The following is a 26,477-nucleotide window of genomic DNA, read 5'->3' as shown; positions in this document are numbered from 1 at the left end:
GATAACTCTCCTAGTCTACTGCCTTGAAGTGATACATGTAAGCCTTGAAATCGCCGTGTTCTACTGGGTCATAGATGCCCAAGTTCATTAATTCATCGCCGCCATAAACTTGATGAGTAGCTTGATCTTCATATTGTTTATTTGGATCAAGACTAACTAGCTTAGTTTTAGTCAAATATGGTTGAGCTGAAGCCATGACCTTTACTACGCTTAAGACAGCTTCAGTTTTATCTGGTGATACGGTTTCCCAGGCACATTGATTGCTAGTTTGAGCAGACTTCAAACGATAGAATTTGCCAAATTGCGTAATTTTTCTGATCTTTTTATATTCCGCTACTTGCTTAGCTACAGCCTCGCGATCTGCTTGATTCATCTTGGTCAAATCAAGCTCATAGCCAAGATCGCCCCACATTGCAACTACGCCACGCGTATTGAATGGCGTAATGCGGCCATTTTGTTCATTCGGACTAACCGAAACATGAGAAGTCATCATGGATTGTGGGTAAACTAAACTGGTGCCGTATTGAATGGTCAGGCGATCAATGGCATCACTGTCATCACTTGCCCAGATTTGTGGATCATAGTAGGCCATCCCAGCGTCAAAACGACCACCACCACCTGAACAGCCTTCAATTAATAGGTCAGGATGTGTATCAACAATTCGTTCAAGCAAGTCATACAGTCCTAAGACATAACGGTGATAAGTTTCACCCTGTCGATTTGCTGGCAAGTCAGCTTCATAAACATCAGACAAGTGACGGTTCATATCCCACTTGATATAGTCAATCTTGCCTGAGCCTAAGATCTTCTCCATTTGGTTAAAGATATTGTCACGCACTTCCTTGCGACCTAAGTCAAGCAAGTATTGGTTTCTTGATGGACTAGGCTTTCTGCCAGGAACATGCATTAAGTAGTCGGGATGATTTTTATAAATGTCAGAATCATAAGAGATCATCTCTGGTTCAAACCATAAACCAAACTTTAAACCTTGCTCGTGAACATAATCGGCAAAATGTCCTAGACCATTAGGGAACTTCTTGTTAAAGACCTGCCAATCGCCCAAGGATGAATTATCATCATCACGATGTCCAAACCAACCATCATCTAAGACAAACATCTCGATGCCCAACTTTTTGGCATCATCAACGATCGTCTTGAGCTTATCTTCATTAAAGTCGAAGTAGGTAGCTTCCCAGTTATTAACCAAGATGGGACGCACTTCATTCTTGTATTTGCTACGAATAATGCGGTCATGAATCAAACTATGGAAGGCTTGGCTCATCTTGTTTAAACCTTGATCTGAGTAAACCATTAATACTTCGGGCGTTTGAAAATCTGCGCCAGCCTTTAATTTCCAGTTAAAGTTAAAGTCGTTAATTCCAATATTGACGTGAGTTTGCGCGAATTGGTCTTTTTCTACTTCAAACTTGTGGTTGCCTGAGTAAACTAAGGCAAAACCATAGGCATCCCCTTGGAATTCATCCGTATCATGATCAACTAGGGCCAAGAATGGATTCATCTGGTGACTAGAAGTGCCACGGTGACTGGAGAAGACATGAATACCCTGATTAATCTTGTTTCTATCAACTCTTCTTTCATGGGCATGAGCACCCGGCAAGGTGATTGATTCAAAATCGCGATCTACAAAGTCCATTTGCATTGACGCAACTTTTTCTAAGTTAACAGATTCTTGACCTTCATTCTTAACCTTTACTGAACGAACAATTACTGGTCGGTCGCGATAAATCGTGTAGAGCAAGTCAAAGTTTAATCCTGTTTTTTGATCCTCAAGAGTAATAATTAAAGTCTGGGCTTCATCTTGCTTCTCCACCCATGAATGAGGTAGTCCTGCCAAATCTGGCTTGCCAGCTTCAATGCGGTAGCCCTTGTAAGTCAAGAACAAAGCATTAGAACCATCAGCTTGGCGAACTACCGCTGCTGGAGTATGATAATCCATTTCGCCAGCCGTGCTGTATTCCTTAGGCAAAGAGTCTCTTGAAAAAGTTCTGTCAAGTGAACCAGGCAAGTTGCCAGAAAAACCACGGTCAACTCGAGGATAACGCAATTGGTTATGATAATGATTTACTTTTTTACCAAAGTATAAGTGACAAAGCGTGCCGCCATCTTCTATTGATAACAAATATGAAATTTGCTCGTTACGCAGATGAAAGACCTTATTTTTTTCATCAAATGTAATTAATTCTTGTGTCATGATTCTCTCCTACTTGCTTGCAGCCTTGGCTTTAGCTTCTAACGACATCACATTATCTTCAGCCTTAACTTCAGTGCCTGCTTGAGCTGTCAACTTAATATTCTTGAAGTCCTTAGAGTTAGTAACCACCATAATAACAGTATCATCTAAGCCGGCTTTCTTGATCGTTGGATCCCAGAATTCAATCAATTCTTGACCCTTCTTAACCTTTTGTCCTTCAGTCACGTAAGAAATAAAGCCTGTTCCCTTCAGCTTCACTGTGCCAAGACCAATGTGAATCAAGAGCACTACACCGTTATCGCCAACCAAACCAACGGCATGTCTAGTGGTGAATACCTGTCTTACTGTAGCGTCAAATGGTGCAAGTACACGACCGTCGCTTGGCTTAATAGCAAAACCTTGACCAACAGAACCAGATGAGAATGTTTGGTCATTTACCTCAGACAAGTTCATTAGTTGACCAGCAATTGGAGTTGGCAATTCAATTGAGCCGTTTGCCTGCTTAGCATCTTGATCACCAGAATACTTCTTGCCCCAAGTTTGTTCAAGCTTAGCAACAATTTCTGCGTGTTTTTGCTCGCTTAAGATAACTTTGCTGGCGAAGATAATGATGGCAATGACAAGCATGACAGCTGGTACGGCAAACATCATTAACTTGAAGTTGGTTCTGCCTGCTGCGGTAATTGAAGCGGCAGTAGCCCCTGTAGTCATTCCGGCCATGATGGCAATTTGACCAACAACACCGTTTGATACGGCACCACCGAACTTATCGATTAACGGACGAACTGATAAAGCCAAACTTTCGTCACGGTGACCAAGTTTTAATTGACCGTATTCAACTGAGTCGGTAATCACCATCAAAACGATCAAGAAGACTATCTGTTGTGGGAAACCAAAGATTGAGGCAGCTAATAATACTAATGGCAAATTGCTGCCAGCGAAGGCAAAGATTCCCATACCACAAAGCATAACTACTAAACATGTAGTAAAGAGCGCCTTACGACTCATTCTCTTAGATAAAACTGGGAACAATGAAGTAGCCAAGATTCCTAAGAAGATATTAATAGTTGAAAAGATTGAGAATGCCTTAGGCATGCCCATAATGTAAGTGAAGTAGTAAACTTCAAGTGAGTTAGTAATATTAATGGCAATGCCGTAGAATAAGTAAGCTAATGCTACCCACATTAATTGGTCGTTACCTGACAAAGCCTTGAAAATACCAACGATACCTTTAGTATCTTGCTTGTTCTTACGAATATCGCTGTTAACTTCACGAGTGAATAAACCAACACACCAAGCTGAGACGAAGGCAATACCACAAATAATTGCGGCAAAGATGAACCAACCTCTGTCGTCACCTGTACTAGTTGCCTTAGCTGAGAAGAAGATAACGGCTGGCATAACTAAGATACCAACTAAACCACCACCGACAGTTGAACCGACACGAGCATAAGTAGCTGTCTTTTCACGCTCACGTGAATTAGTAGTTAATGATGGCAACATTGACCAAAAGCCGACATCCTTAAATGAATAAAAGATATCCATGGTAATGTACAAGACAGCAAAAACGATCATGTACAAAACCGCATTCTTTTGATACAAACCACCTAAATTGGTAAAGAGCATTAACAGGATAATTGCTGAAATTGATCCGCCAACTACAACCCAAGGACGGAAGTGGCCCCAGCGAGTCTTGGTTCTGTCGATCGCATTTCCGATGAACGGATCGATCAACAACTCAACGATTCTTAAAGCCATGATGATCAAAGTAACTATACTGATCATTTTGGCATCCTCTGCCGCATTACCTGTGTTAAACAAGTGCGACGTAATAAACATAATTAGGTAGCCTGATAGCAATCCATAGAATGAATCGTTACCAAAGGCACCGAAGCTGTACGCAAGGCGTGCGCCCAGTGACATCTTCCCCCCTCTAAATAATAACTATGTATTCGCTTTCATTACGTTATTAATTATCACATCTAGAGAGGATTTTCTCCATAGCGTCATTTTTCTAGTTCATGTCATTATTTTTATTAAACATTTTGACATCTTTTTTATTAAGATTAGTAGTATTATTGAACTAGTTAACTTTGTCGAAAACATAAAATCATGTTTAAATGGCAAAATTAAAGGGGATTTTTATGGATGGATCATATAGAACTTTAAGCGGAAAAAGCCTGGAAAGCAATATCTTGTTCTGGGGGCAAGAAAACTGTAAACCTAACTACTCTTTCAAAGGTAATAACGTGCGCAATAATTATGTAATTCATTATATTCAAAAAGGCAAGGGTACCTTTGCCTCGGCCAATCATTCAATGGTATCGCTCAAAGCTGGGGATGTCTTTATTTTGCCGAAAGGTGTACCTTGCTTCTATCAAGCCGACGGACAAGAACCCTGGAGCTACTTCTGGCTGGGCTTATCTGGAATTAAAATAAGAGCCATGCTGTCGGGATCGCTCTTATCTACGCAAAATTACCTCAAGCAGGTGCAAGGCAGTAAATTCTGTCAAAGTTTGAATGATTTGTTCAATGCAGCTCATTCTCCCAATTCTTTAACCAATGACATCTTGATTGGGGCATTATTGTATTTCACTTTCTATAATCTCAATGTCGAATATCCGACCAAGAAGAGAAAGAACTCTATCACCAAGGATGAACAATTGCGTGCTGCCATCACTTACTTAAGACAAAATTTTGATAATTCCAATTTATCAATCGTTGATCTCTGCAACAAGATGGATATTTCTAGAAGTTATCTCTATACATTGTTCAAAAATAATCTTAGCTTCTCGCCGCAACAATTTTTGATCAATCTACGGATGGAAAACGCCAAAGAATTTTTAGCTAATACAGATGATCCAATTCAACTAGTATCACGTGCCGTAGGCTATAGCGATGAATTCACTTTTTCTAAGGCATTTAAACGATACAGCGGCTTCAGTCCGAAGATGTACCGCCAGAGTTTGCCAAAACAGGATTAAAAAAACAGGATTGCTCTATTTTGAAACAATCCTGTTTTTTTTATCTAAAACGCCAATGATAAATACCATAGCCAATTACAGCTAACCATGAAGCAATCGTCATTACTAACAATACCTTGAACCAAGTTGGCATCATGACTTACCACCCATCAAATAGATGGGTGGTCTCTTTATTAGAGCTTTTCTGCGAACAGCCTGACTTTTGCTCTTCATTCAAAAATGTCTGCTCAAATATGCTTAAGCTTTGTGGCTTTTTAATTCCCACCAGAGCATAGCGGTCGGCCTATCTTAGCAAGGCTTGGCCCAAGCCTTATCTGTTATTTTCTTAATTTATTGCCCTAGCCAAGATATTCTTGGCGGCATTTTCGTCTCGATCATGATCTGTTTGACAGTAGGGACAAGTCCAGTTTCTGACTGCTAGCCAGTCTCTAGTTTTCATGTGCGCAAACCGCGGATTCTTTCTGCCGCATTCCGAACAGATGCGGCTAGTGTACTGCGGCGCCACTACAATTAATTTCTTGCCATACCACTTGCATTTATACGCTAGCAATCTTCTGAACATTGCCCAAGAAGCATTGGCGATATTGTGCGCCAATTTGTGATTGCCCATGAGATTCTTGACTTTCAAATCCTCAATGGCAATCACATCATAGCTTTTAACCAGTTCAGTGGTCACTTTCTGCAAGTAATCATATCTGATGTTTCTGATCTTCAGCTGGTACTTGCTTTTGGTCTTTCTCAGCTTCTGCCAATTAGAATAATCATACTTATCAATCTTAGTTTCATGCTCATGATTAAATCTAGCCACTCGCTTCTCAATCGCTGTGCGGTTACGGTCGCAATGACTTTGACGCCTGATCATTTCTTTTTCCAGCTCAAAGGTGTCAGGCACGTTAAAGCGGCGGCCATCACTGGTAACCAGCCATTCTTTGCCTAGCCCAACGTCAATACCGACCTTTTTGCCTGTCTTATTAGACTTAGCGCTGTATTGAGCCAACTGTCGCTTGTTTTTCACCACAGAAAAGCTGATATAGTAGCAGTTTAAGTCCTGCCGGTAAGAAATGACGGCTTTTTGGATTCTAACGTTTTTCAAAGTATTCAAAGAACTAGTTCTCAGCGTAATACCGTTATGCTTGCCGATTCTTAAATGATGAGGGCTAAGCACTTTAATCTGCGCTTGAGCGCCAGCCTTGGTTTGATATTTAACGTTTTTAATCGTTGCTGTTTGAGAATAATACTTACGGCTTTTAAATCTAGGCTTGCCTTGCTTGATCTGCTTTTTAGTTAAAAAGGCCCACATCGCATCGCTAAAGCGCTCGACTGTGAACTGCAAAGAAGTGCTGTTGATTTTCTTAAGCCAGGCATGCTCTTTGCGCATTAAAGGCTGCCAACTCTTCAAGATCCCAATCTTGGGAAACTTAAGCTGAGGATTGGCCTCATAGCGTGCTTCAAAGGTGGCCACAAACTGATTCCAGACAAAACGATTAGCCCCAAACAGCTGCCAAATCCAGGCGATTTCTTCGCCCTCTGGATAAATCCGATATTGTCTAGTGCCAAGCTGAATTTCTTGTTCGGCCAGCTTGGTTTTAAAAGCCATAAATTTCATCTCCTTTTTTGAAAATAACGACATTATTTGCATATTTAATTTTACCATTGAAAGAATAAATTTAGGCAAAAAAGAAAGCAGGAGAAAGACCAAATTCATCCCCTCATCAATAGATGGGGAGGTATTCTTTGTTCTTTCTCCTCACTGTTTGTTCTTATTGCATAAAACGTGAACTTGGCTCACAATTGACATAATTATTGCTAAGCTAAACCAGTGAATCGGTCGCTGCTTATCTTCCACCATGTAGATAACGTGTATTATCGCATACGGCGCTAACGCGGCACCCCAAGCCATGAAATTGAACTTCAAAATCCCGACCACGATGCCAAATTGCAAATAAATTACCGCCAATAAAACAGCAATAACGTGGTTGACCTTCGCCTTCAGCGCTAATTGATAAATCCCTATTCCAGCAATTAAGAAGACGGCAAAAATGCTAAGAATCTGGAAATTAAACCAATTATGCACTAACAAAAGTACCAACCCATTTAAATAGGCAAAGAATGGACCATACATTGCATTAAAAATTCGTCCTGAATGATTAAACCCATAATTTGTCTGGAAATAAGAATAATTTCCCGTCTTAATCTGCATGCTAGTATCGTAAAACCGGTGAAAATGTAAAAACGCGTCACTGCTTAAAATGACTGCATGCTTCAAAATCTGAAACCGAATCATTAAATAAACGGTCAACAAGATCACAATATAAGGATAACAAGCTAAGGCAATTTTCTGCCAATTCCACTTTTTAAATCATTTACTTTCATCCTTTGTATTTTTCCTCCACAACACAAAATCGCTACTTAACTTATCACAAACAACGGCAAAATAAAAGAAAAGCAGATGAAGCTTGAGAATTGCTAGCGATATTCTTATTTGCCGGAATATTTGTGGAATAGTTCGGGTTATTTGCAGAAAAAAGAGCGAAATTCTCAACTCAAGAATTTCGCTCTCAATCAAAACGTTATTATTGAAATGGTACAAACAATTTCAACCTAATTTTTATTCAAACTTCCAATCAACGGTCCGCTTGAACTTATCACCAGCTAATAATGTAATCTGGCCGAGATCATTGCCCTCTGCTGGCGGACATTGCGCCTCAAAGGTAATGCCATCATACTGGCCGATATTATCAGGGATGCCAGTATGGTTGAAGTGATTAGCCGTATACAGTACTAAGGCTGGCGCATTAGTAGAAACGGTCAGCTTATGCTCAGCAGAAGACAATACGGTAGCTGGCTTATTTCCATTCAAGATGAATGGATGATCAAGCCCATTACGCAATTTAATTTGCTCATCATTACTCTCCAAGGCGGCACCAATCCGCTTAGCAGTTCTGAAATCAAAGGCAGTATTTGCTACTTCCACCATTCCACAGTCAGGCAAGCCAGATGCATCTACTGGCAAATAATAATCAGCGTTCATCTGCAAGTTCAAGTCTGCCGCATGCTCACCAAGATTGAAGTAAGTATGGTTGACCGGATTGAAGATCGTCAGCTTATCACTCACTGCCTCCAAGCAATAATGCAAGGTATTATCATTATCCAGCTCATAACGAGCATGCAGCTTCAAGTTGCCGGGATAATCATTATGCATATCTGGATCAAATAAAGTCAGATCAACGCGGGCTACTTTTTCATCACAGGATGGTCTGAAACTCCAGACTTGCATATCGGTCCCGATACCACCATGAATATGGTTTTCACCATCATTTAGAGGCAATTGGTGCGTCTCTAAGCCATGCTTCCATTGACCATGCCGCACGCGACCCGCGATTCTGCCGACAGTACCACCTAAGAAATTACGCTCCTTAGAATAATCTTCAGGCGACTTCAATGACAGAATCATGTTTTCGCCATTAAGCAGTACCTTCTCCAGCGTTGCGCCGTAATTCAGTACCTTCACTGTCATGCCGTGATCATTTTGCAATGTTATCTCACAGAGATCCTGATCATCTTTTCTACCATATTTAACAAAGTTTGTTTTCATAATTTAGCCGATTTCTCTAGTTAATGCTAAGATAAATTGATCCCAACCCTTGTCGCCGTCTGCATCGTTCTTGAAGACGCCGGCATCTTGCAAGACTTGTTCAAAGACTTCAACTAGAGCTTGTTGCATGATTGAATCAACATTGTCCCAGCTGATTTCATTCTCAGCCTTCACTCGGCCAGCCCAATCCTTGTGGCTAGCAGCCATCTTGTTGTCTTCACCGAGCCAGTACTTCTTAACTTCTTCAAGTTCACTCTTGAGTCGACCTGGCAGGATTGCACGACCCATTACTTCAATTAAGCCGATATTTTCCTTCTTAATGTGCCATAACTTTTCGTGTGGGTGGAAAATGCCCAAAGGATATTGGTCACTAGTGTTGTTATCACGCAAAACTAGATCAAGCACGAAGTTCTTGCCTTCACGGTGCATGATTGGCGTTACCGTGTGGTGACGAGTCTTACCATCGTAAGCCTTAATGCTGCGTGCAGTGTCTGAATAATTATCCCAGAATTTAATAATCTTTGCACCAAGATCAATTAAATCCAGTGAATTTTCACTAGTTAAACGCAAGTCACTCATTGGCCAGTCAACGATCCCAGCCATCACAGTTGGATATGAATCAAAGACAACGGTCTTCTTGATGCCAGCTTTCATCATTGGGAAAGTATGACGACCACCTTGGTAGTGTTCATGAGCAAGCATTGAACCACCAACAATTGGCAAGTCCGCATTAGAACCAACGAAATAGTGTGGGAAGATCTTTTCAATATCAACCAAGTTAATTAATGTTTGTTCATTAATCACCATTGGAATATGCTTTTGATCCAAGAAAATGCAGTGTTCATTAAAGTAAGCATATGGTGAATATTGGAAGCCCCATGGACGACCGGCAATGTTCATGCGGATAATTCTCAAGTTAGAACGAGCATTCTTACCGTAGCCACCCTTGTAACCTTCATTTTCTAGACAAAGCGCACATTGTGGGTACTTCTTGCCTGTGGCATGAGCTGCCGCTGCAATGGCTTTCGGATCTTTTTCAGGTTTAGACAAGTTAATCGTAATTTCTAGGCCATGACCCTTGGAACTAGTGCCTGAGAAGACCACATTCTTAGCAATAGCTTCTTTTTTAACATAATTATTGTCTTCACAAAGCTTGTAGAACCAATCCGTTGCTTTTTCAGAAGACTTTTGCATCTTTTGCCAGAAAATACTATTAGTCTTAGATGGTGTTGGTGTTGCCAAATCGTATAATTGATCATTCAAGACTTCACGTGAAGTGATGTCATCAGAAATTTTTTCATTTTTAACGGCTAAGTCAACTAATTGCTTGGCGGCTGGCTTATCATTTTCCTCTTCATCGTTATCGCCAACTAAACCGCGAATTTTGTTAATGACATAGACACGATCAAGTGGTTCGTACGCGCCGCTATTAATTACTTCGTCTGCAAATTTTTCAATAACCTTCATAACTTACCCCTTAAATTCTCTTAGTACCATCAACAATCTCTGCATCGTAGAAGCTAGCATCATAACCAATTGTATCGCGGTAAACTTGACCAACATTCTTCTTGAAGTTCTCGGCTTCAGACTTCTTAACGATGGCAATTGCGCTACCGCCGAACCCGCCACCGATCATTCTTGCACCAAGTACGCCAGGTTGTTTCCAAGAAGTTTCTGCTAAAGTATCAAGTTCCTTACCAGTTACTTCGTAATCATAATGAAGTGAAACGTGAGAAGCATTGATCAAGCGACCTAATTTAGCCAAGTCGCCGTCCTTCATTGCTTTAGTAGCACGCAAAGTTCTTTGGTTTTCACTAACGGCATGACGCGCACGCTTGATTTCAGTTTCATTATTAATAAAGTAGGAATATTCATCAAAGGTGTTGTTATCAAGTTCACCAAGTGACTTAATATCGAGCTTCTTTTGCAACTTCTTCAATGCGCTGCCACATTCAGCAACTCTGTTATTGTAGGCGGAGTCAGCTAAGGTATGTTCCTTATTAGTAGCCATAATGATAATTTCATAATCACCCAAAGCAAGTGGCATGTACTCATACTTTAAGGTGTTGCAGTCAAGGAAGATAGCACTGTCTTTTTTACCCATGATGCAGGCAAATTGGTCCATGATCCCTGAGTTCAAACCAACGAATTCATTCTCAGTTCTTTGACCCATCTTTGCTAAAGCAATACGATCAACGTCCAAGTTGAATTCATCCTTCAAGATAATACCCATGAGCATTTCAATGGCGGCACTTGATGACAGACCTGAACCTGATGGCAAGTTGGCCTTAATATACAAGTTAAAGCCATGATCAATGTTGTCATACTTTTCACGCAAGTATGTGATCATGCCCTTAAAGTAGTTAGTCCAGAAACGATCATCCTTTTCTACGGTAGTGTCATCAATGTCGAATTCAACGATATCACCGTCAACGTTGCCTGAGAACAAACGCACTTTCTTGTCATCTCTTGGGCCATAAACGCCATAGACACCTAAACTAATTGCGGCTGGGAAGACATGCCCGCCATTGTAGTCGGTATGTTCGCCAATAACATTAATTCTGCCTGGTGAGAAGAAGACATCCTTAGCCTTTTCACCAAAAGTCTTTTCGTATTCTTTAAGCAATTCTTCTTTATTCATTGTTTGTACCTCAATAATTAATCTGTAATCGTTTTCAAATAATAGTATATGGCATTTATTCTATTTAGTAAATAGTTTACTTGAATAAATAAAATATTTTATTTAAGAGATTAAAATAAGAGGTTAAATGCCTAATTTAACCTCTTACTTACATCAATAAATAATTATTCTATTTAACCAAAACTTGCACGTCCCAAGCTCTCATCTTAACTTGAGCTAATTCACCAGTTAATAAATTTTGATAATTATTAAATTCAGTTGGCAATTCTCGTTCTTCATTGCTCATGTTCAAAACGAAGTACAATTTCTTGCCATCTTGGGTAACACGCTTAGTCACCTCTAACTTATGACTATCACCTACTAAGGATTTAACCCCAGTAGACAACACAATATGATTAAACAACTGTGTTAAGCCTTGATGATCTAGTCTGGTACCAACATACCATGTCTTGCCTTGACCATATTCATTCTCAGTTATAGCAGGCGTGCCAGCATAAAACTCGTTGGCATATTTGGCTAAAACCTTAGCATCCCCTGAATGAATCAAGTCACAGATGAAGCCTGCATTATAAGTTTGACCATTCAAGGAAACAGTCGTCTTATGCCCTGGCACAACTGCGTCGCTTTCCTCCACCCAGATGCCTGTTACATCCTTAAGTGGACCAGAATAGCCACCTAAATAAACGTTATCCGTTTCATTAACCATACCAGACATATAGGTAGTAACAAAATTGCCACCCTGTTTGACATAGTCGTTAATCTTTTCTCCTAATCCAGGCTTAACCATGTATAAAACTGGTGCTACCACCAGATCATATTTACTGAAATCATCATCGACGCTAATAATATCAGTTAGAATATTGCGTTCATAAAATTGACGGTAATAATCCAAAATTGACTCAACATAGTTCATATCTTGGCTAATGCCATCAACGAATTCATAAGACCAGAAGTTGCTCCAGTCAAAGATGATCCCCACTTTAGCATTAGTCTTTGAACCCAAGATAGTTGGACCAGCCTTTTTCAGCTTTTTTCCTAAGGCAGTTAATTCCTTAAATACTCTGGTATCCGTTCTCTGTGAGTGCGCAATTACAGCACTATGGAATTTTTCAGAGCCACCAACTGCTTGCTTCAACTGGAAGAACTGCACGGTATCCGCACCATGAGCTACAGCTTGCAATTCCGTTGCTGCCATTTGACCTGGACGCTTCAGTGGACTATAAGGCTGCCAGTTAACCTGTGAAGGTGCCGATTCCATTAATATGAATGGCTGGTGTTTGAGTGAGCGCATTAAGTCATAAAGAAAGGCCAGCTTATAAGCTGGAGCATCATAGGTTGGATAAGAATCATAAGAGATAATATCCTGATCTTTAGCCCATTTTTGATAATCAATCATCTTATTTGGCAAACTATGAAAATTAGTTGTCACTGGCGTTTCTGGGTCATATTTCTTAATAATTCGTTTTTCTAACTTAAATAGATTTTGTAAACTCTCGGATTGGAAACGCAGATAGTCAATCGACATGCCAGCGACAATCGTCTCGGTTCCTTCTGGACCCAAGCATCCCCTAGTTCATTTGGTACGACAATTTCATCCCAATGATAGATAGTATGACTCCAAACATTCATATTCCAAGCATGATTTAAATTATCTAAAGTCTGATACTTATTTTTTAGCCATTCACGAAAAGCGTTCTGACAATTCTCGCAATAACAGTTGCCGCCATATTCATTATTAACGTGCCAAACCACAATATGTGGATTATTGCTATAGTGCTCAGCGAGCTTCTCTACTAACTCACCAGCTAATCTTTGATAGTTTTTACTATTAGGGCAGAAGTTGTGACGCTGTCCGAAAACATGACGTCTGCCTTGATAATCAACGCGGGCAACATCCGGATATTTTTTGAACATCCAAGCTGGCATCGCAGCTGTTGAGGTACCTAATACAATGTCAAAATTAACCTCAGACAATTCTGCAATAATCTTGTCTAACTTGCTAAAGTCATACTTGCCTTCTTCAGGTTCAAGCAATGCCCATGAAAAGATGTTAATCGTCGCTGAATTCAAATCAGCTTGCTTGAACACCTTAATATCCTTGGTCCAAGTATCTTCAGGCCATTGATTAGGATTATAATCTCCGCCATATAAAAAGCGTGTTAAAGTTTGTGTCATATTTTTTTACTTAAACTGTACTTCTACTACTTTTTCACCATGTTTAATAGTTGTCCCAGCTTGAATCGCACTAGACTTCTCAATTCTGCCTGGCTGCGTGTAGAAGGTAACCACAGTATCTTTATAGCCATTATTAAGAGCTAGATCACGATCGAATTCCAGCAACAGATCGCCCTTCTTAACCGCTTGACCATCATCATAATAGGTTTCAAAACCTTCACCGCGTAGGTTAACTGTACCTAAACCAACGTGGACAACTACTTGCAATCCATTTTGTGAGATAATCTCGAAGGCATGCTTAGTACCAAAGGTGAACTTAATCGTGCCATCAAATGGTGCATAGATCTTGCCGCTGCTTGGTTCAATTGCAAAGCCCTTGCCTGGGAATGGTTGACCCTTTTCATCAACAACTGATGACATGGCCATTAATTTACCATCTGCCGGTGCGTAGACAGATTGAGTTTTCACACTAACTGCAGCTTGTTCCTTTTCAATCTCGCCTTCAGCCAATTTATCCTTTAGTTGTTCTACAACTTGAGCGTGCTTCTTTTCAGTCAAAGTTACTTTACTTAAGAAAACAATAATTGATAGAACTGCTAAAGCCAGTGGAATATACAAAGCCATAATATTAAACGTACTAATATCATGAGCAGTCATATCAGCTGCCGTAGCTGTACCGGCCATCCCTGCCGCAATAGCAACATAACCAACTAAGGCATTAGATACGGCACCAGTAAACTTATCAATCATCGGACGAACGGCTAAGACAACGGCTTCATTTCTTTGACTATTCTTAAGCTGTCCATATTCAATTGCATCAGTCACAGTCAAAACAGTTACTAACTGTGCAAAGTTAATATTTAATAAAGCTAAGCCTAAGTCCATTAAGAAAATATTGCTGCGACCAAAAATAAACAATAGATATGCTAAACACATGCAAGTTTGTCCGCCAATGAATAACCATTTTCTTGGAATGTATTTATTCAAAATTGGGAATAATGGACTAATAAATAAACCAATAATAGTTGCGATGACACCTACTACCCAGAAATCACCAGGTTTGCCAATTACGAATTTGTACATGTAGAACAAAACACCGTAAGTGATTGTGTTGGCCAGTGAAAAGAGCAAGTAAGCTAAACTTGGCCATAAGATCTGATCGTTACGGAAGATAGCTCCAAACACTTGACGCAAAGTTGTCTTTTGCTTGGCAGAATCTCTAATAATATTATGCTTTTCCTTAGTACCAAAGCAGACAATTAAAGCACTGACAATTGCCAAAGCTGAAATTACAGCCGCAAAGGCCAACCAACCAGGTGCACCTTCCTCATGTTTACCGGTTACAGCGAAGGTTACTCCTGTAACAATTGGAACAACGATAATTGCTAAGCCATTCCAACCAATCGCACCCGAAAAAGCACCAAGTGAAGTATAAATACCACGTGCATGTGAATCCTCACTCAAAGCCGGAACCATGCCCCAATATGAAACATCAGATAATGAATAAAAAATGTCAAAACTGATATAAATTAGTACAAATAGAATAGCAAAGAGTACCCAGCTCTTTTGTGCTAAACCAAAGATTCCTGTAAATAAAACTAGCAATAAAGCTGCACTAACAACAGTACCCGCTAGAATCCAGGGCTTGAATTTGCCCCATCTTGTTTTAGTATTGTCAACAATATTACCCAAAATTGGGTCAACTGCCAATTCAACAATTCTGATAACAACCATTAAGCCAGTGATCAGTCCAATCAATTTGTCTGCGACTGATTGTTGCAAACCGTTGAACATCACGCTAGTAATAAAAATAATAAAGTAAGTACTCATTACACCGTAAAAGGCTGAGTGACCTAAGTTACCCAAACAGAACGATGCATAGGAAACAATTTGCTTTCCCGAAACTTTATGACTATGCATTTCTTTTCCTCCCCTAAACGCTTATTGAAATCGTTTACAATGCTTACTATATACTCTTTTGTTGTTGTAGTAAATATTATTATTTTATTCACTAAATGATTTACTGAAACATACAAAAAAAGAGAATGCTATCTATCAACATTCTCTTTTAAAGACTCTATTAAAAAATTTTTTTGTTTAGTAAAAAGTTTACTTTGCCTTGGGAACAAAACTCTTACGTATCACTAAATTAGTGTTCATGCTAACATCCATATGAGCCCAATCAGGCTTAATAATCAAATTCGTCAAAATATCTAATGCCATATCGATCATCTCTTGCTGATTAATATTGTAGGAAGATAAAGGCGGTGAAACATATTTAACAACGTTGCTGTTATTAATACTTAAAATGACGGTATCATTGGGAACGTTTACTTTTCCTTCATTAAACGCTTGCAACACGCCCACAGCTAAAGTATCAGAAGCAATCAAAAAAGCTTGGGGCAATTTATCTTTGCACTTAGCCAGAACTTCCTTCCCCAATCGATAGCCATTATCCACGCCAAATGGACCATCAACAAACATCCACTCAGTACTCTTGCCTCTAGCCTTCATATAATCCGCAAATTTAGTCGTTCGCACATCAAATTCTTGGATATCGTTATGCTTTTGTCCCCAGCCACCAATAAAACCGATACGATCGTAGCCATTCTTAATAAATAGATCGATGGCATTCTTCACCGTTAAAACTAAGTTAGGCCGAATAGAATCAAATAATTCAGGTGCTGGATTAGTATCTACAAAAACACCGTTAGGCAAGACCTCATGCAGTTTCTTTAAACTAGAATCCTTAATTGGTCCCGCCCCTACACCAATAAAGCCTTGAAAAGAAGAAGCATTCTGAATTAAGTCTTCTACATCATAGAAGGTTTTCATCTTCAAAGCATCATGCTCTACCGTTAAAGCATCATGCTCTACCGTTGAAATTAATGCTTGTTTAAGGGAAGTAAAATACTCATCCTGAAGCTGTTCTTGGTGATTTACCCGATAAAGCAAAGCGATCGTGGGACGAATTTTCTTTTCTTGGTGATCTTTCCAATAGCCTAATTTATTAGCTATTTCTAAAATTTTATTCTTAGTATCTGCCGTGATTGATAAGCTGGGGTCATTATTAAGCAGACGAGAAACCGTGGCCGAGGAATAACCTGATTCTTGGGCAATCTCTTTAATTGTTGTCATAATTATTTCTTTTCTATTTACATAAAGTTTTTATTTTTATTATACAAACTATTTACTAACTTTCAAAGCAGTCAAGACAGCACATATAATAAATAATTTATTTTTATCAGTAAATTATTTATTAACTAGCTATAAACGTGTTATAATAAAAGCGTTTTCAAGTAGTTTTTTTATAGAAATCAGGTAATAACATGCAAGCAAATATTAAATGGCTTGATGATCCTGAAACTTTCAGGGTTAATCAATTGCCTGCTCACAGCGATCATCCTTTTTACCGGAATTATCGCGAATGGCAAGAACAGCGCAGCAGCTTTAAACAAAGTTTAAATGGCACTTGGCAATTTAAGTTCTCACCTAATCCACAAAGTCGGCCAAAAGACTTTTACCAAAAAGATTTTGACGCTTCAAGCTTTGGCACTATTGCTGTGCCAAGTGAAATTGAATTAAGCGATTTTGCTCAAAATCAATATATTAATATCCTGGCTCCTTGGGAAGGTAAAATCTTCCGTCGGCCAGCTTATGCACTGAACCAAAATGATAAAGAAGAGGGCTCTTTTAGTGAAGGCAAAGATAACACGGTCGGCTCTTACATCAAGCATTTTGACGTTGAACCTGGTCTGCAACAGCAACACGTCCACATTGTCTTTGAAGGCGTTGAAAGAGCAATGTTTGTTTGGCTAAATGGTCACTTCGTAGGCTATGCCGAAGACAGCTTCACCCCTTCAGAGTTTGATTTAACTCCATATTTGCAAGAAAAAGACAATGTTCTTGCGGTAGAAGTCTTCAAGCAAGGTACTTCATCTTGGCTAGAAGATCAAGATATGTTCCGCTTCTCCGGTATTTTCCGCTCAGTTGAGCTAGTTGGCATCCCTGCTAATCATTTAACTGATATGGACCTTAAACCAACAGTCAAAGATAATTACCGTGACGGTGTCTTCAACGCCAAGCTGCACTTCACCGACCAAGCTGCTGGTTCACTCCATCTTGTAGTTAAAGATGAAACTGGTCAAACTTTATTAGAAAAGCGTGAACCACTGCAAAAGACTGTGGCCATCACAGATCAAGAATTTCCAGACGTTCATCTCTGGAGCAACCATGATCCATATCTTTATCAATTATTAATTGAAATCTATGATGAGCAAGACAATCTAGTTGAACTTGTTCCTTATCAGTTCGGCTTTAGAAGAATTGAGATTAATAAAGACAAAGTTGTCTTACTCAACGGGAAACGTCTAATCATCAATGGTGTCAACCGACATGAATGGGACGCCAAACGCGGCCGCAGCGTAACTATAGCTGACATGACTTCTGACATTCATACCTTTAAGGAAAATAATATTAATGCTGTCAGAACCTGTCACTATCCTAACCAAATTCCGTGGTATTACCTCTGTGATCAAAACGGAATCTATGTTATGGCCGAAAACAACCTAGAATCTCACGTTACCTGGCAAAAAATGGGAGCAATTGAACCATCATACAATGTTCCTGGTTCTGTACCACAATGGAAAGAAGTTGTAGTTGATCGGGCTCGCAGCAATTACGAAACCTTCAAGAACCATACTTCAATTCTCTTTTGGTCATTAGGCAACGAATCATATGCCGGTGATAACATTATCGCCATGAATAAGTTCTATAAGTCTCATGATGATTCGCGTCTTACCCACTACGAAGGCGTTGTCCACACGCCAGAATTAAAAGATAAAATCTCTGATGTCGAAAGCTGCATGTATTTGCCACCTAAGCAAGTAGAAGAATACTTGCAGAATAATCCAGCCAAGCCATTCATGGAATGTGAATACATGCATGACATGGGCAACTCCGATGGTGGCATGGGCTCTTACATTAAGCTGCTTGACCAGTACCCACAATACTTCGGTGGCTTCATCTGGGACTTCATCGACCAAGCACTCTTAGTTCATGATCCAATCAGTGGACAAGATGTCTTGCGCTACGGTGGCGACTTCGATGATCGTCATTCAGACTATGAATTTTCTGGCGATGGCTTAATGTTTGCCGACAGAACGCCAAAGCCAGCTATGCAGGAAGTGAGATACTATTATGGATTACACAAATAAGCAATTACAAATCATTTACGGTGATGCAACACTAGGAATTGATGGCGAAGATTTCCACTACATCTTTAGCTATGAAAAAAACGGTCTTGAATCAATGAAGATTAAAGGCAAAGAGTGGCTCTACCGTGTGCCAATGCCAACTTTCTGGCGGGCAACTACCGATAACGACCGCGGAAGCGGCTTCAACCTTAAGGCTGTTCAATGGCTCGGTGCCGATATGTTTAATAAATGCATCGACAAGCACTTGAAAGTCGATGATCATGACTTTGATCAATTGCCAATTGCACCCATCAATAATAAGTTCAGCAATCACGAATATGCTAAGCAGGTTGAAATAACTTTTACCTATGAAACATTAACAATTCCTGCGACTAAAGTAAAAGTAATTTATAATATTGATAGTACTGGTCAAATTAAGGTAACCATGCATTATTATGGTAAAAAAGGTTTGCCTGCCATTCCTGTGATTGGGATGCGTTTCATTATGCCAACGGCCGCTACTAGCTTTGACTATACTGGTTTGTCTGGTGAGACCTATCCTGACCGGATGGCTGGAGCGGAAAAAGGCAGTTTCCACGTTGATGGTTTGCCAGTTACTAGATATTTAGTACCTCAAGAGAACGGGATGCACATGCAAACTGAGGAATTAACTATTAACCGCAATACTACCCCAAATAATGCGGATCATGATCAAAGTGAATTTTCTCTCAACGTCAAGCAAGCTGATAAGCCATTTAACTTCAGTTGCTTACCATATACAGCCGAAGAATTAGAGAACGCGACGCACATTGAGGAATTGCCACTTAAGCGTAGAACCGTTTTAGTTATTGCTGGAGCCGTTCGCGGTGTTGGTGGAATTGATAGTTGGGGCTCAGATGTTGAACCAGCTTATCATATTGATCCAGAAAAAGATCATGAGTTTTCCTTCATCTTAAACCAGTTTTAAAATAATTTATTTAAATAAGTAAATTATTTACTAAAATATGTGCTATAATGTAACTTGTTTCAAATAAAAGGTAAATAATGATTAAAGGAGAAAATAGATGAAAGTTTTAGTTATCGGTGGTGCAGGCTACATTGGCTCACACGCTGTTCGCGAATTAGTTAAGGCAGGCAACGACGTTGTTGTCCTTGATGCTTTATACACTGGCCACAGAAAGGCCATTGATCCTAAAGCTAAGTTCTATCAAGGCGATATCGAAGATACCTTCTTAGTAAGCAAGATTTTGCGCGACGAAAAAATCGATGCAGTAATGCACTTTGCCGCTTACTCATTGGTTCCGGAATCTGTCAAGAAGCCCCTTAAGTACTACGACAATAACGTTACTGGTATGATTTCATTATTGAAGGCTATGAATGACGCTAACGTTAAGTACTTAGTCTTCTCAAGTTCCGCCGCAACTTACGGCATTCCTAAGAAGTTGCCAATCACCGAAGATACTCCACTTAACCCAATCAACCCATATGGTGAAACCAAGATGATGATGGAAAAGATCATGGCTTGGGCTGACAAGGCTGATGGCATTAAGTATACTGCTCTGCGTTACTTCAACGTTGCTGGTGCTTCAAGCGATGGCTCAATCGGTGAAGACCATGCTCCAGAGACTCACTTGATTCCAAATATTTTGAAGAGTGCCCTTTCTGGTGACGGCAAGTTCACTATCTTTGGTGATGACTATAACACTAAGGATGGTACTAACGTCCGTGACTACGTTCAAGTCGAAGACTTAATCGACGCCCACATTTTGGCATTAAAGCACATGATGAAGACCAACAAGTCAGACGTCTTCAACTTGGGTACTGCACATGGTTACTCCAACCTTGAAATTTTGGAAAGTGCTAAGAAAGTTACCGGTATCGACATCCCTTATACTATGGGTCCACGTCGTGGCGGTGACCCTGACTCACTTGTTGCCGATTCAACTAAAGCAAGAACTGTTTTAGGCTGGAAACCAAAGCACGAAAATGTTGACGATGTAATCGCAACTGCCTGGAAGTGGCACCAAAACCACCCAAAGGGTTATGAAGACAAGTAAAGTAAATTAAGATTTTAACCTATCTTTTTAACTTATTCTATTATCTAAGAAACGCTGACAACCGTCAGCGTTTTTTGTTACTAAAATTATGAGAAAATAGAACTATGATTACTATTAAAAGAATAACCGAAAATAATAAAAATGACATTAATCATCCCAATGAACCCTTTCAAATATGGGGAAAATTGGTTCCTAGTTTAACTGAGGGAAAATGGGACTATCATATTCAAAAGTTTAAACATACAAGTCAGCAATGTTTTCCTAACTATGATTATCAATATGATCCTAATACAATCTACCTGGGTGCTTACGATCATGATCAATGCATCGGCATTGCTATTTTAGAACAGGCCATGTTCAAGTATTTATATTTAGATGACCTAAAGGTTGATCAAAAATATCGCGGAAAACATATTGGCAGTCGTTTGATCAAGGCAGCGTTAAACGAAGCTCATCAATTGAAGTTACAAGGCGTATATACGATTGCTCAAGATAATAATTTATCAGCTTGTTTGTTTTATTTAAAAAATAGCTTTGAAATCGGTGGTTTTAATAACCGCGACTATCGTGGCACTGCTCAAGAAGGAAAAGCTGATATCTATTTCTATCGTGATTGCAAATAATCAAAGAAAATAACTATCAATGATCATTACTTTCTTTAACAAGAAGCAATGATAAAACGAGGATCAGTAAAACAATACAAGCCAATCTGGTTGTATGACCTACCACCCATCAAATAGATGGGTGGTCTCTTTATTAGAGCTTTTTTGCGAACAGCCTGACTTGTGCTCTTCATTCAAAAATGTCTGCTCAAATATGCTAAGCTTTGTGGCTTTTTAATTCCCACCAGAGCATAGCGGTCGGCCTATCTTAGCAATGCTTGGCCCAAGCCTGTTTTTGCTATTTTCTTTTAGCTAGCTGCTCTAGCTAAGATGTTCTTAGCCGCATTTTCATCTCGATCGTGATCTGTTTGACAGTATGGACAAGTCCAGTTTCTGACTGCCAGCCAGTCTCTAGTTTTCATGTGCGCAAACTGCGGATTCTTTCTGCCGCATGCCGAACAGATGCGACTAGTATACTGCGGCGCCACCACAATTAATTTCTTGCCGTACCACTCGCACTTATACGCCAACAGCCTTCTGAACGTTGCCCAAGAAGCATTAGCGATATTATGCGCCAATTTGTGATTGCCTAAAAGATTCTTGACTTTCAAATCTTCAATGGCAATCACATCATAGCTTTTAACCAGCTCAGTTGTCACTTTTTGCAAGTAGTCGTATCTAATGTTTCTAATCTTCAGCTGGTACTTGCTTTTGGTCTTTCTCAGATTCTGCCAATTATAATAATCATACTTATCAATCTTAGTTTCATATTCATGATTAAATCTAGCTACTTGCTTCTCAACCGCTGTGCGATTGTGGTCGCAATGACTTTGGCGCTTGATCATTTCTTTTTCTAGCTTAAAGGTATCAGGCACGCTAAAGCGGCGGCCATCACTGGTAACTAGCCACTCTTTATCCAGTCCGACATCAATGCCGACCATTTTCCCGGTCTTTTTGCTCTTAGTGCTGTATTGAGCCAACTGTCGCTTGTCTTTCACGACAGAAAAGCTGATATAGTAGCGGTTTAAGTCCTGCCGGTAGGAGATGACGGCTTTTGGGATTCTGACATTTCTAAGATTATTCAAAGAACTGATTCTTAAAGTAATGCCATTCTTTTTGCCAATTCTTAAATGATGCGGACTAAGCACTTCAATCTGAGCTTGAGCGCCAGCTCTAGTTTGATATTTAACGTTTTTAATCGTTGCTGTTTGAGAATAATACTTACGGCTTTTAAACCTAGGCTTGCCTTGCTTAGCTTGCTTTTTAGTCAGAAAAGCCCACATAGCATCGCTAAAGCGCTCGACAGTAAATTGCAAGGAGGTGCTGTTAATTCGCTTAAGCCATTCATGCTCTTTGCGCATTAAAGGTAGCCAGCTCTTCAAGATCCCAATCTTAGGAAACTTAAGCTGAGGATTAGCCTCATAGCGTGCCTCAAAAGCAGCTACAAATTGGTTCCAGACAAAGCGGTTAGCTCCAAACAGCTGCCAAATCCAGGCGATTTCTTCGCCCTCTGGATAAATGCGATATTTTCTAGTGCCAAGCTGAATTTCCTGCTCAGCCAGCTTAGTTTTAAAAGCCATAATTTCATCTCCTGAAGATAACGATATTATTTGCGTATTTAATTTTACCATCGAAAGAATAAATTTAGATAAAAAAGCAGGAGAAAGACCAAATTCATCCCCTCATCAATAGATGGGAAGGTATTCTTTTTTCTTTCTCCTAACTGTTTGCTCTTAGTGCATAAAATAATAACCAATCATCATTATAAGATCTATCAACATGAACATGATACAGTGGCGGATGTGTTCCGTGTATCACTCCTAATTTATGCTTTTCTTTTAATTCTTTGAAATTCTCAGCTTCAATTAGTTCTACTATTTTATTAACTTTAGTTAAGTCATAATGTTTCTTTTTATACTTCTTGGCGGTCCTTAAAAAATACTTTTTAGGTATAACTTTCATTAATTTAAATCCTTTAGCCAGTTTTTACTAAAATCTTCTGCTGAAGAATATTCTTTACCATTACTTTTTTCATCATGCATTTCTTTAATAACTTCTAAAGCACCATTATCAGCTTTAGGTGTAAATGGTAGTTTTTGTTGTTGAATCACAGCAGTATAAAAAAATCTAGTAGCCGTTGCCATATCCATTCCCATAGATTTAAAAGTAGCCTGTGCTTCCTCTTTCATACTTTTAGGAAGTTTCATGTTAAAATTAGCCGTTTCGCTCATATATGTCACCTCTTAAGAAACTGTCAAATCTTTTGTGTAAATAAATCTTTCTCGTAGATTGATTTTTTTAATTAATTATTTATTCAAAATAGGATTCTAGAGTGTCTTGTACTTGACCAAAGCCTTTATGAATTCGCTTGAAATATCGATCATTGTAGCCCATTGCTTGTATTCCAATAAAAGTATCTAATGACTGTTCATTTGGAAACTCTGCTTTAGGTTTGGCTTTGCGCTTAACAACATTATTAAAGGATTCAATCATGTTAGTTGAATAGATTGAACTTCTGATCTGTTTCGGATAGTTATAAAAAACTAGCAGATCCGCTTCAATGTCTTTTACATTCTGAATTACATGCTTATAAGCTTTCTGCCATTTACTATAAAAGCTATGTAAGACTGTTATACCTTCTTGCTTGTTAGACTGTTGATGAACTTGCTTAAACTCGTTCATAATTGCCTCACGGTCTTCTACACGTACTTTAGCGCAGATATTACGCATTACGTGAACCAAACAGCGCTGGAAGTGAGCTTTAGGATAAGTTTGCATTAGTGCAGTTTTCATACCCACAACACCATCTGATAAAAATAATTCAACTTGTTTAAGGCCTCTGCTTTTCATATTTTGAAGCAACTCCGTCCAGACTTCGATATTTTCGCTAGGAGCTATGCAATAATCGATCACTTCTTTGTGACCGTTGGGCTTGATACCAATGGCAATATATACTGCTTCTCGTTCAAAAGTTTCTCGACGCAACGGTATATACGTTGCAGCAAGATAAACACAAAAGAACTTATCGCTCAGCTTACGCTTGTGATAAGCCTCAACTTTAGGAATCATTTGCTTAGAGATATTAGACACTTGAGCTGGACTATAATGACTGCCATACATTTTTTCGATCAAATTAGCTATTTCTCTAGTGGTTACACCTTTAGAATAAAGCTTTATAACCATATCTTCTAAGAGATCAGTATGTTGTTTATAGTCTGGCAGAGTGTGTTGATGAAACATACCATTGCGATCTCGTGGCACTTGTACCTCAATTGATCCAAACTGGGTATCAATTTTACGGAAATACGCACCATTTCTAGAATTACCAGTATTCCAGCCATTTCTAGCATAAGGATCATAGCCTAAAAAGGCAGTCAGTTCAGATTCTAACAAGTCATTAACAGCTTATTGGATTTCATGACGAAGCAAATCATTAATTTTATCTTGATTGAATAGAGCTTGAGTTATATTTTTGGTAAAATCATTCATGAAGGAGTTCTTCTTTCTGTATGTGTTTTTTGTTCAAACCAATCATACGAGAAAGGAACTCCTTTTTCTAATGTTTTAGGAAATTAAATTAAGGAATAATTCATCCTTACACAAACTATTTTACAGTCTCCTTTTGTTATTTATAAGACAGCGCTTTAATTTATTACATAAATTAAAAATGTATATAGTATACTTAGTATGTAAGTACATTTTTAATAGGATGGTTTAATTATTAAGGACATAAACATGAAAAAAATTTTAGTAATTAATTCAGGTAGTTCATCATTTAAATTTAAACTTTTTTCTTTTCCTGAAGAAAAAGTTCTAGCAGAAGGAATGGCAGACAGAGTTGGTTTAGATGATTCATCTTTTGAAACAAAATTAGCAGACAAATCTAAGCATGTCGACAACATCGATATTCCTGATCAAGCTACAGCAGTTAAGTTGCTCTTAACCAACTTAAAGAAATATGACGTAATTAATGACCCACATGAAATTATTGGTATCGGTCATAGAATTGTTGCCGGTGGCGAAAAGTTTAAGAATTCATCATTAATCACCAAGGATAATCTGCATGAAATTTACGACTTGCAGGAATATGCACCATTGCATAATGTGGCTGAAGCCGATGACATTAAGGCCTTTATTGATCGATTGCCTGATGTACCAGAAGTTGCTGTATTCGATACTTCCTTCCATCAATCTCTTGATCCAGTTCACTATCTATACTCAGTTCCTTATGAATACTACCGTAAATACAAAGTAAGAAAATATGGTGCCCATGGTACTTCTGTGCGGTTTGTTACTCAAAAGGCTGCTCAAATGCTTAATAAGCCTTTAACTGACTTAAGATTAATTGTTTGTCACTTAGGTTCAGGCGCTTCAATTACCGCAGTCAAAGACGGTAAGTCACTCGATACCTCAATGGGTTTCACCCCAGTTGCAGGAATTACAATGAGTACTAGATCAGGTGACGTTGATCCATCACTACTTGAATACGTCATGCATAAAGAAAATCTCATAATGGATGAAATGATTTCTATTTTAAACCATAAATCTGGTTTATTGGGTATTTCCGAGATATCGCCAGATATGCGTGATCTAAGAGAAGACATGACCCCATTAACTGGTGAAAAGAAGCGCAAAGCTGATTTAGCCCGTAACATCTTCATTAATCGAATCTGCAGATACATTGGCTCTTATATCGTAGAAATGAGTGGCGTAGATGGTATTATCTTCACTGCTGGTGTTGGTGAACATGATTATGGCGTTAGAGAAAGGGTAATGAATGCCCTTAAGTTCTTAGGCATGAAACCAGATCTGGAAGCTAACCGTGCTAATAAAGAAGGTTTAATTTCTCAACCAGATTCAAAGATTGCTACTTTATTGATTCCAACCAATGAAGAATTAATGATCGAACGTGATGTAGTCAGAGTAGCCAAGTTAAAGTAATAATCCTAGCCAAAACAAAAGCGCCAATCGTGCGCTTTTTTTGATATGAACCCCGAAATTCGGACAAGAATTTCG

The 26,477-nt window shown here is 39.1% G+C and carries 18 protein-coding genes and 2 pseudogenes; 6 read left to right on the top strand and 14 right to left on the bottom strand.

The features are described 5' to 3' along the window. Positions 1-10: 10 nt before the first annotated feature. Both ICI50_RS03340 and ICI50_RS03335 read right to left on the bottom strand, forming a co-directional pair. Positions 11-2,212 (bottom strand): alpha-galactosidase, encoded by a 2,202-nt coding sequence (locus ICI50_RS03340; RefSeq protein ID WP_188891943.1) that lies wholly within the window; start codon positions 2,210-2,212, stop codon positions 11-13. Between the two features lie 9 nt (positions 2,213-2,221). Beyond that, entirely contained in the window at positions 2,222-4,135 is a 1,914-nt protein-coding gene (locus tag ICI50_RS03335; RefSeq protein WP_188891941.1) for a sugar MFS transporter, read from the bottom strand. Positions 4,136-4,356: 221 nt separating this feature from the next. Here ICI50_RS03335 and ICI50_RS03330 point away from each other — a divergent pair, with 221 nt between their 5' ends. Then, positions 4,357-5,196 (top strand): AraC family transcriptional regulator, encoded by an 840-nt coding sequence (locus ICI50_RS03330; RefSeq protein WP_188891939.1) that lies wholly within the window; start codon positions 4,357-4,359, stop codon positions 5,194-5,196. A 325-nt stretch (positions 5,197-5,521) separates the two neighbouring features. Here ICI50_RS03330 and ICI50_RS03325 read toward each other — a convergent pair whose 3' ends face one another. The 8 genes and pseudogenes from ICI50_RS03325 to ICI50_RS03290 form a co-directional block, all read right to left on the bottom strand. Further along, positions 5,522-6,793, bottom strand: coding sequence for an RNA-guided endonuclease InsQ/TnpB family protein (locus ICI50_RS03325; RefSeq protein WP_188891937.1), 1,272 nt, complete (start codon positions 6,791-6,793; stop codon positions 5,522-5,524). 150 nt (positions 6,794-6,943) lie between these two features. Further along, positions 6,944-7,396 carry a hypothetical protein gene (locus ICI50_RS03320; protein ID WP_210767451.1) on the bottom strand — a complete coding sequence of 151 codons (453 nt, stop codon included), beginning with the start codon at positions 7,394-7,396 and terminating at the stop codon, positions 6,944-6,946. Positions 7,397-7,804: 408 nt separating this feature from the next. Further along, positions 7,805-8,791 (bottom strand): aldose epimerase family protein, encoded by a 987-nt coding sequence (locus ICI50_RS03315; RefSeq protein WP_054640570.1) that lies wholly within the window; start codon positions 8,789-8,791, stop codon positions 7,805-7,807. A 3-nt stretch (positions 8,792-8,794) separates the two neighbouring features. Then, a complete protein-coding gene (locus ICI50_RS03310) occupies positions 8,795-10,258 on the bottom strand; it encodes a UDP-glucose--hexose-1-phosphate uridylyltransferase (RefSeq protein WP_056941177.1) in 1,464 nt (487 codons plus the stop codon). Positions 10,259-10,268: 10 nt separating this feature from the next. Continuing rightward, positions 10,269-11,432, bottom strand: coding sequence for a galactokinase (locus ICI50_RS03305; RefSeq protein WP_056941176.1), 1,164 nt, complete (start codon positions 11,430-11,432; stop codon positions 10,269-10,271). A gap of 169 nt (positions 11,433-11,601) precedes the next feature. Further along, positions 11,602-13,607: pseudogene (locus tag ICI50_RS03300) on the bottom strand (beta-galactosidase). Positions 13,608-13,613: 6 nt separating this feature from the next. Beyond that, complete coding sequence (locus ICI50_RS03295; protein WP_188891933.1) at positions 13,614-15,527, bottom strand: sugar MFS transporter; 1,914 nt, start codon at positions 15,525-15,527, stop codon at positions 13,614-13,616. 189 nt (positions 15,528-15,716) lie between these two features. Beyond that, positions 15,717-16,745, bottom strand: a complete 1,029-nt coding sequence (locus ICI50_RS03290; protein ID WP_056941173.1) for a LacI family DNA-binding transcriptional regulator — start codon at positions 16,743-16,745, stop codon at positions 15,717-15,719. Positions 16,746-16,936: 191 nt separating this feature from the next. On the opposite strand from ICI50_RS03290, the gene ICI50_RS03285 reads away from it, so the two are divergent. From ICI50_RS03285 to ICI50_RS03270, 4 genes are all read left to right on the top strand, one after another. Beyond that, positions 16,937-18,823, top strand: coding sequence for a glycoside hydrolase family 2 TIM barrel-domain containing protein (locus ICI50_RS03285; protein ID WP_188891931.1), 1,887 nt, complete (start codon positions 16,937-16,939; stop codon positions 18,821-18,823). Then, entirely contained in the window at positions 18,807-19,769 is a 963-nt protein-coding gene (locus ICI50_RS03280; protein WP_013853787.1) for a beta-galactosidase small subunit, read from the top strand. The genes ICI50_RS03285 and ICI50_RS03280 overlap by 17 nt, the downstream gene beginning before the upstream one ends. Before the next feature lie 97 nt (positions 19,770-19,866). Beyond that, a complete protein-coding gene (gene galE, locus ICI50_RS03275; RefSeq protein WP_013853786.1) occupies positions 19,867-20,859 on the top strand; it encodes a UDP-glucose 4-epimerase GalE in 993 nt (330 codons plus the stop codon). Positions 20,860-20,963: 104 nt separating this feature from the next. After that, entirely contained in the window at positions 20,964-21,482 is a 519-nt protein-coding gene (locus ICI50_RS03270) for a GNAT family N-acetyltransferase (protein WP_056941171.1), read from the top strand. 287 nt (positions 21,483-21,769) lie between these two features. Here ICI50_RS03270 and ICI50_RS03265 read toward each other — a convergent pair whose 3' ends face one another. The 4 genes and pseudogenes from ICI50_RS03265 to ICI50_RS03250 form a co-directional block, all read right to left on the bottom strand. Further along, on the bottom strand, positions 21,770-23,041 hold the full coding sequence (locus ICI50_RS03265) for an RNA-guided endonuclease InsQ/TnpB family protein (RefSeq protein WP_074484264.1): 1,272 nt from the start codon (positions 23,039-23,041) through the stop codon (positions 21,770-21,772). A 139-nt stretch (positions 23,042-23,180) separates the two neighbouring features. Then, positions 23,181-23,423: a type II toxin-antitoxin system YafQ family toxin gene (locus tag ICI50_RS03260; protein WP_013853784.1), complete on the bottom strand. Its 243-nt coding sequence runs from the start codon at positions 23,421-23,423 to the stop codon at positions 23,181-23,183. Continuing rightward, on the bottom strand, positions 23,423-23,692 hold the full coding sequence (locus ICI50_RS03255; RefSeq protein WP_013853783.1) for a type II toxin-antitoxin system RelB/DinJ family antitoxin: 270 nt from the start codon (positions 23,690-23,692) through the stop codon (positions 23,423-23,425). Before ICI50_RS03255 ends, ICI50_RS03260 begins: the two co-directional genes overlap by 1 nt. A gap of 79 nt (positions 23,693-23,771) precedes the next feature. After that, a pseudogene (locus tag ICI50_RS03250) lies at positions 23,772-24,950 on the bottom strand (IS256 family transposase). A 246-nt stretch (positions 24,951-25,196) separates the two neighbouring features. Between ICI50_RS03250 and ICI50_RS03245 the strand changes: the two are divergent. Then, positions 25,197-26,402 (top strand): acetate/propionate family kinase, encoded by a 1,206-nt coding sequence (locus ICI50_RS03245; protein ID WP_013853782.1) that lies wholly within the window; start codon positions 25,197-25,199, stop codon positions 26,400-26,402. Positions 26,403-26,477 lie beyond the last annotated feature (75 nt).

This window comes from Lactobacillus kefiranofaciens (genome assembly GCF_014656585.1).
GTDB lineage: Bacteria > Bacillota > Bacilli > Lactobacillales > Lactobacillaceae > Lactobacillus > Lactobacillus kefiranofaciens.
Note: the sequence above shows the minus strand (reverse complement) of the source record. Positions and strands in the feature narration are given on the sequence as shown.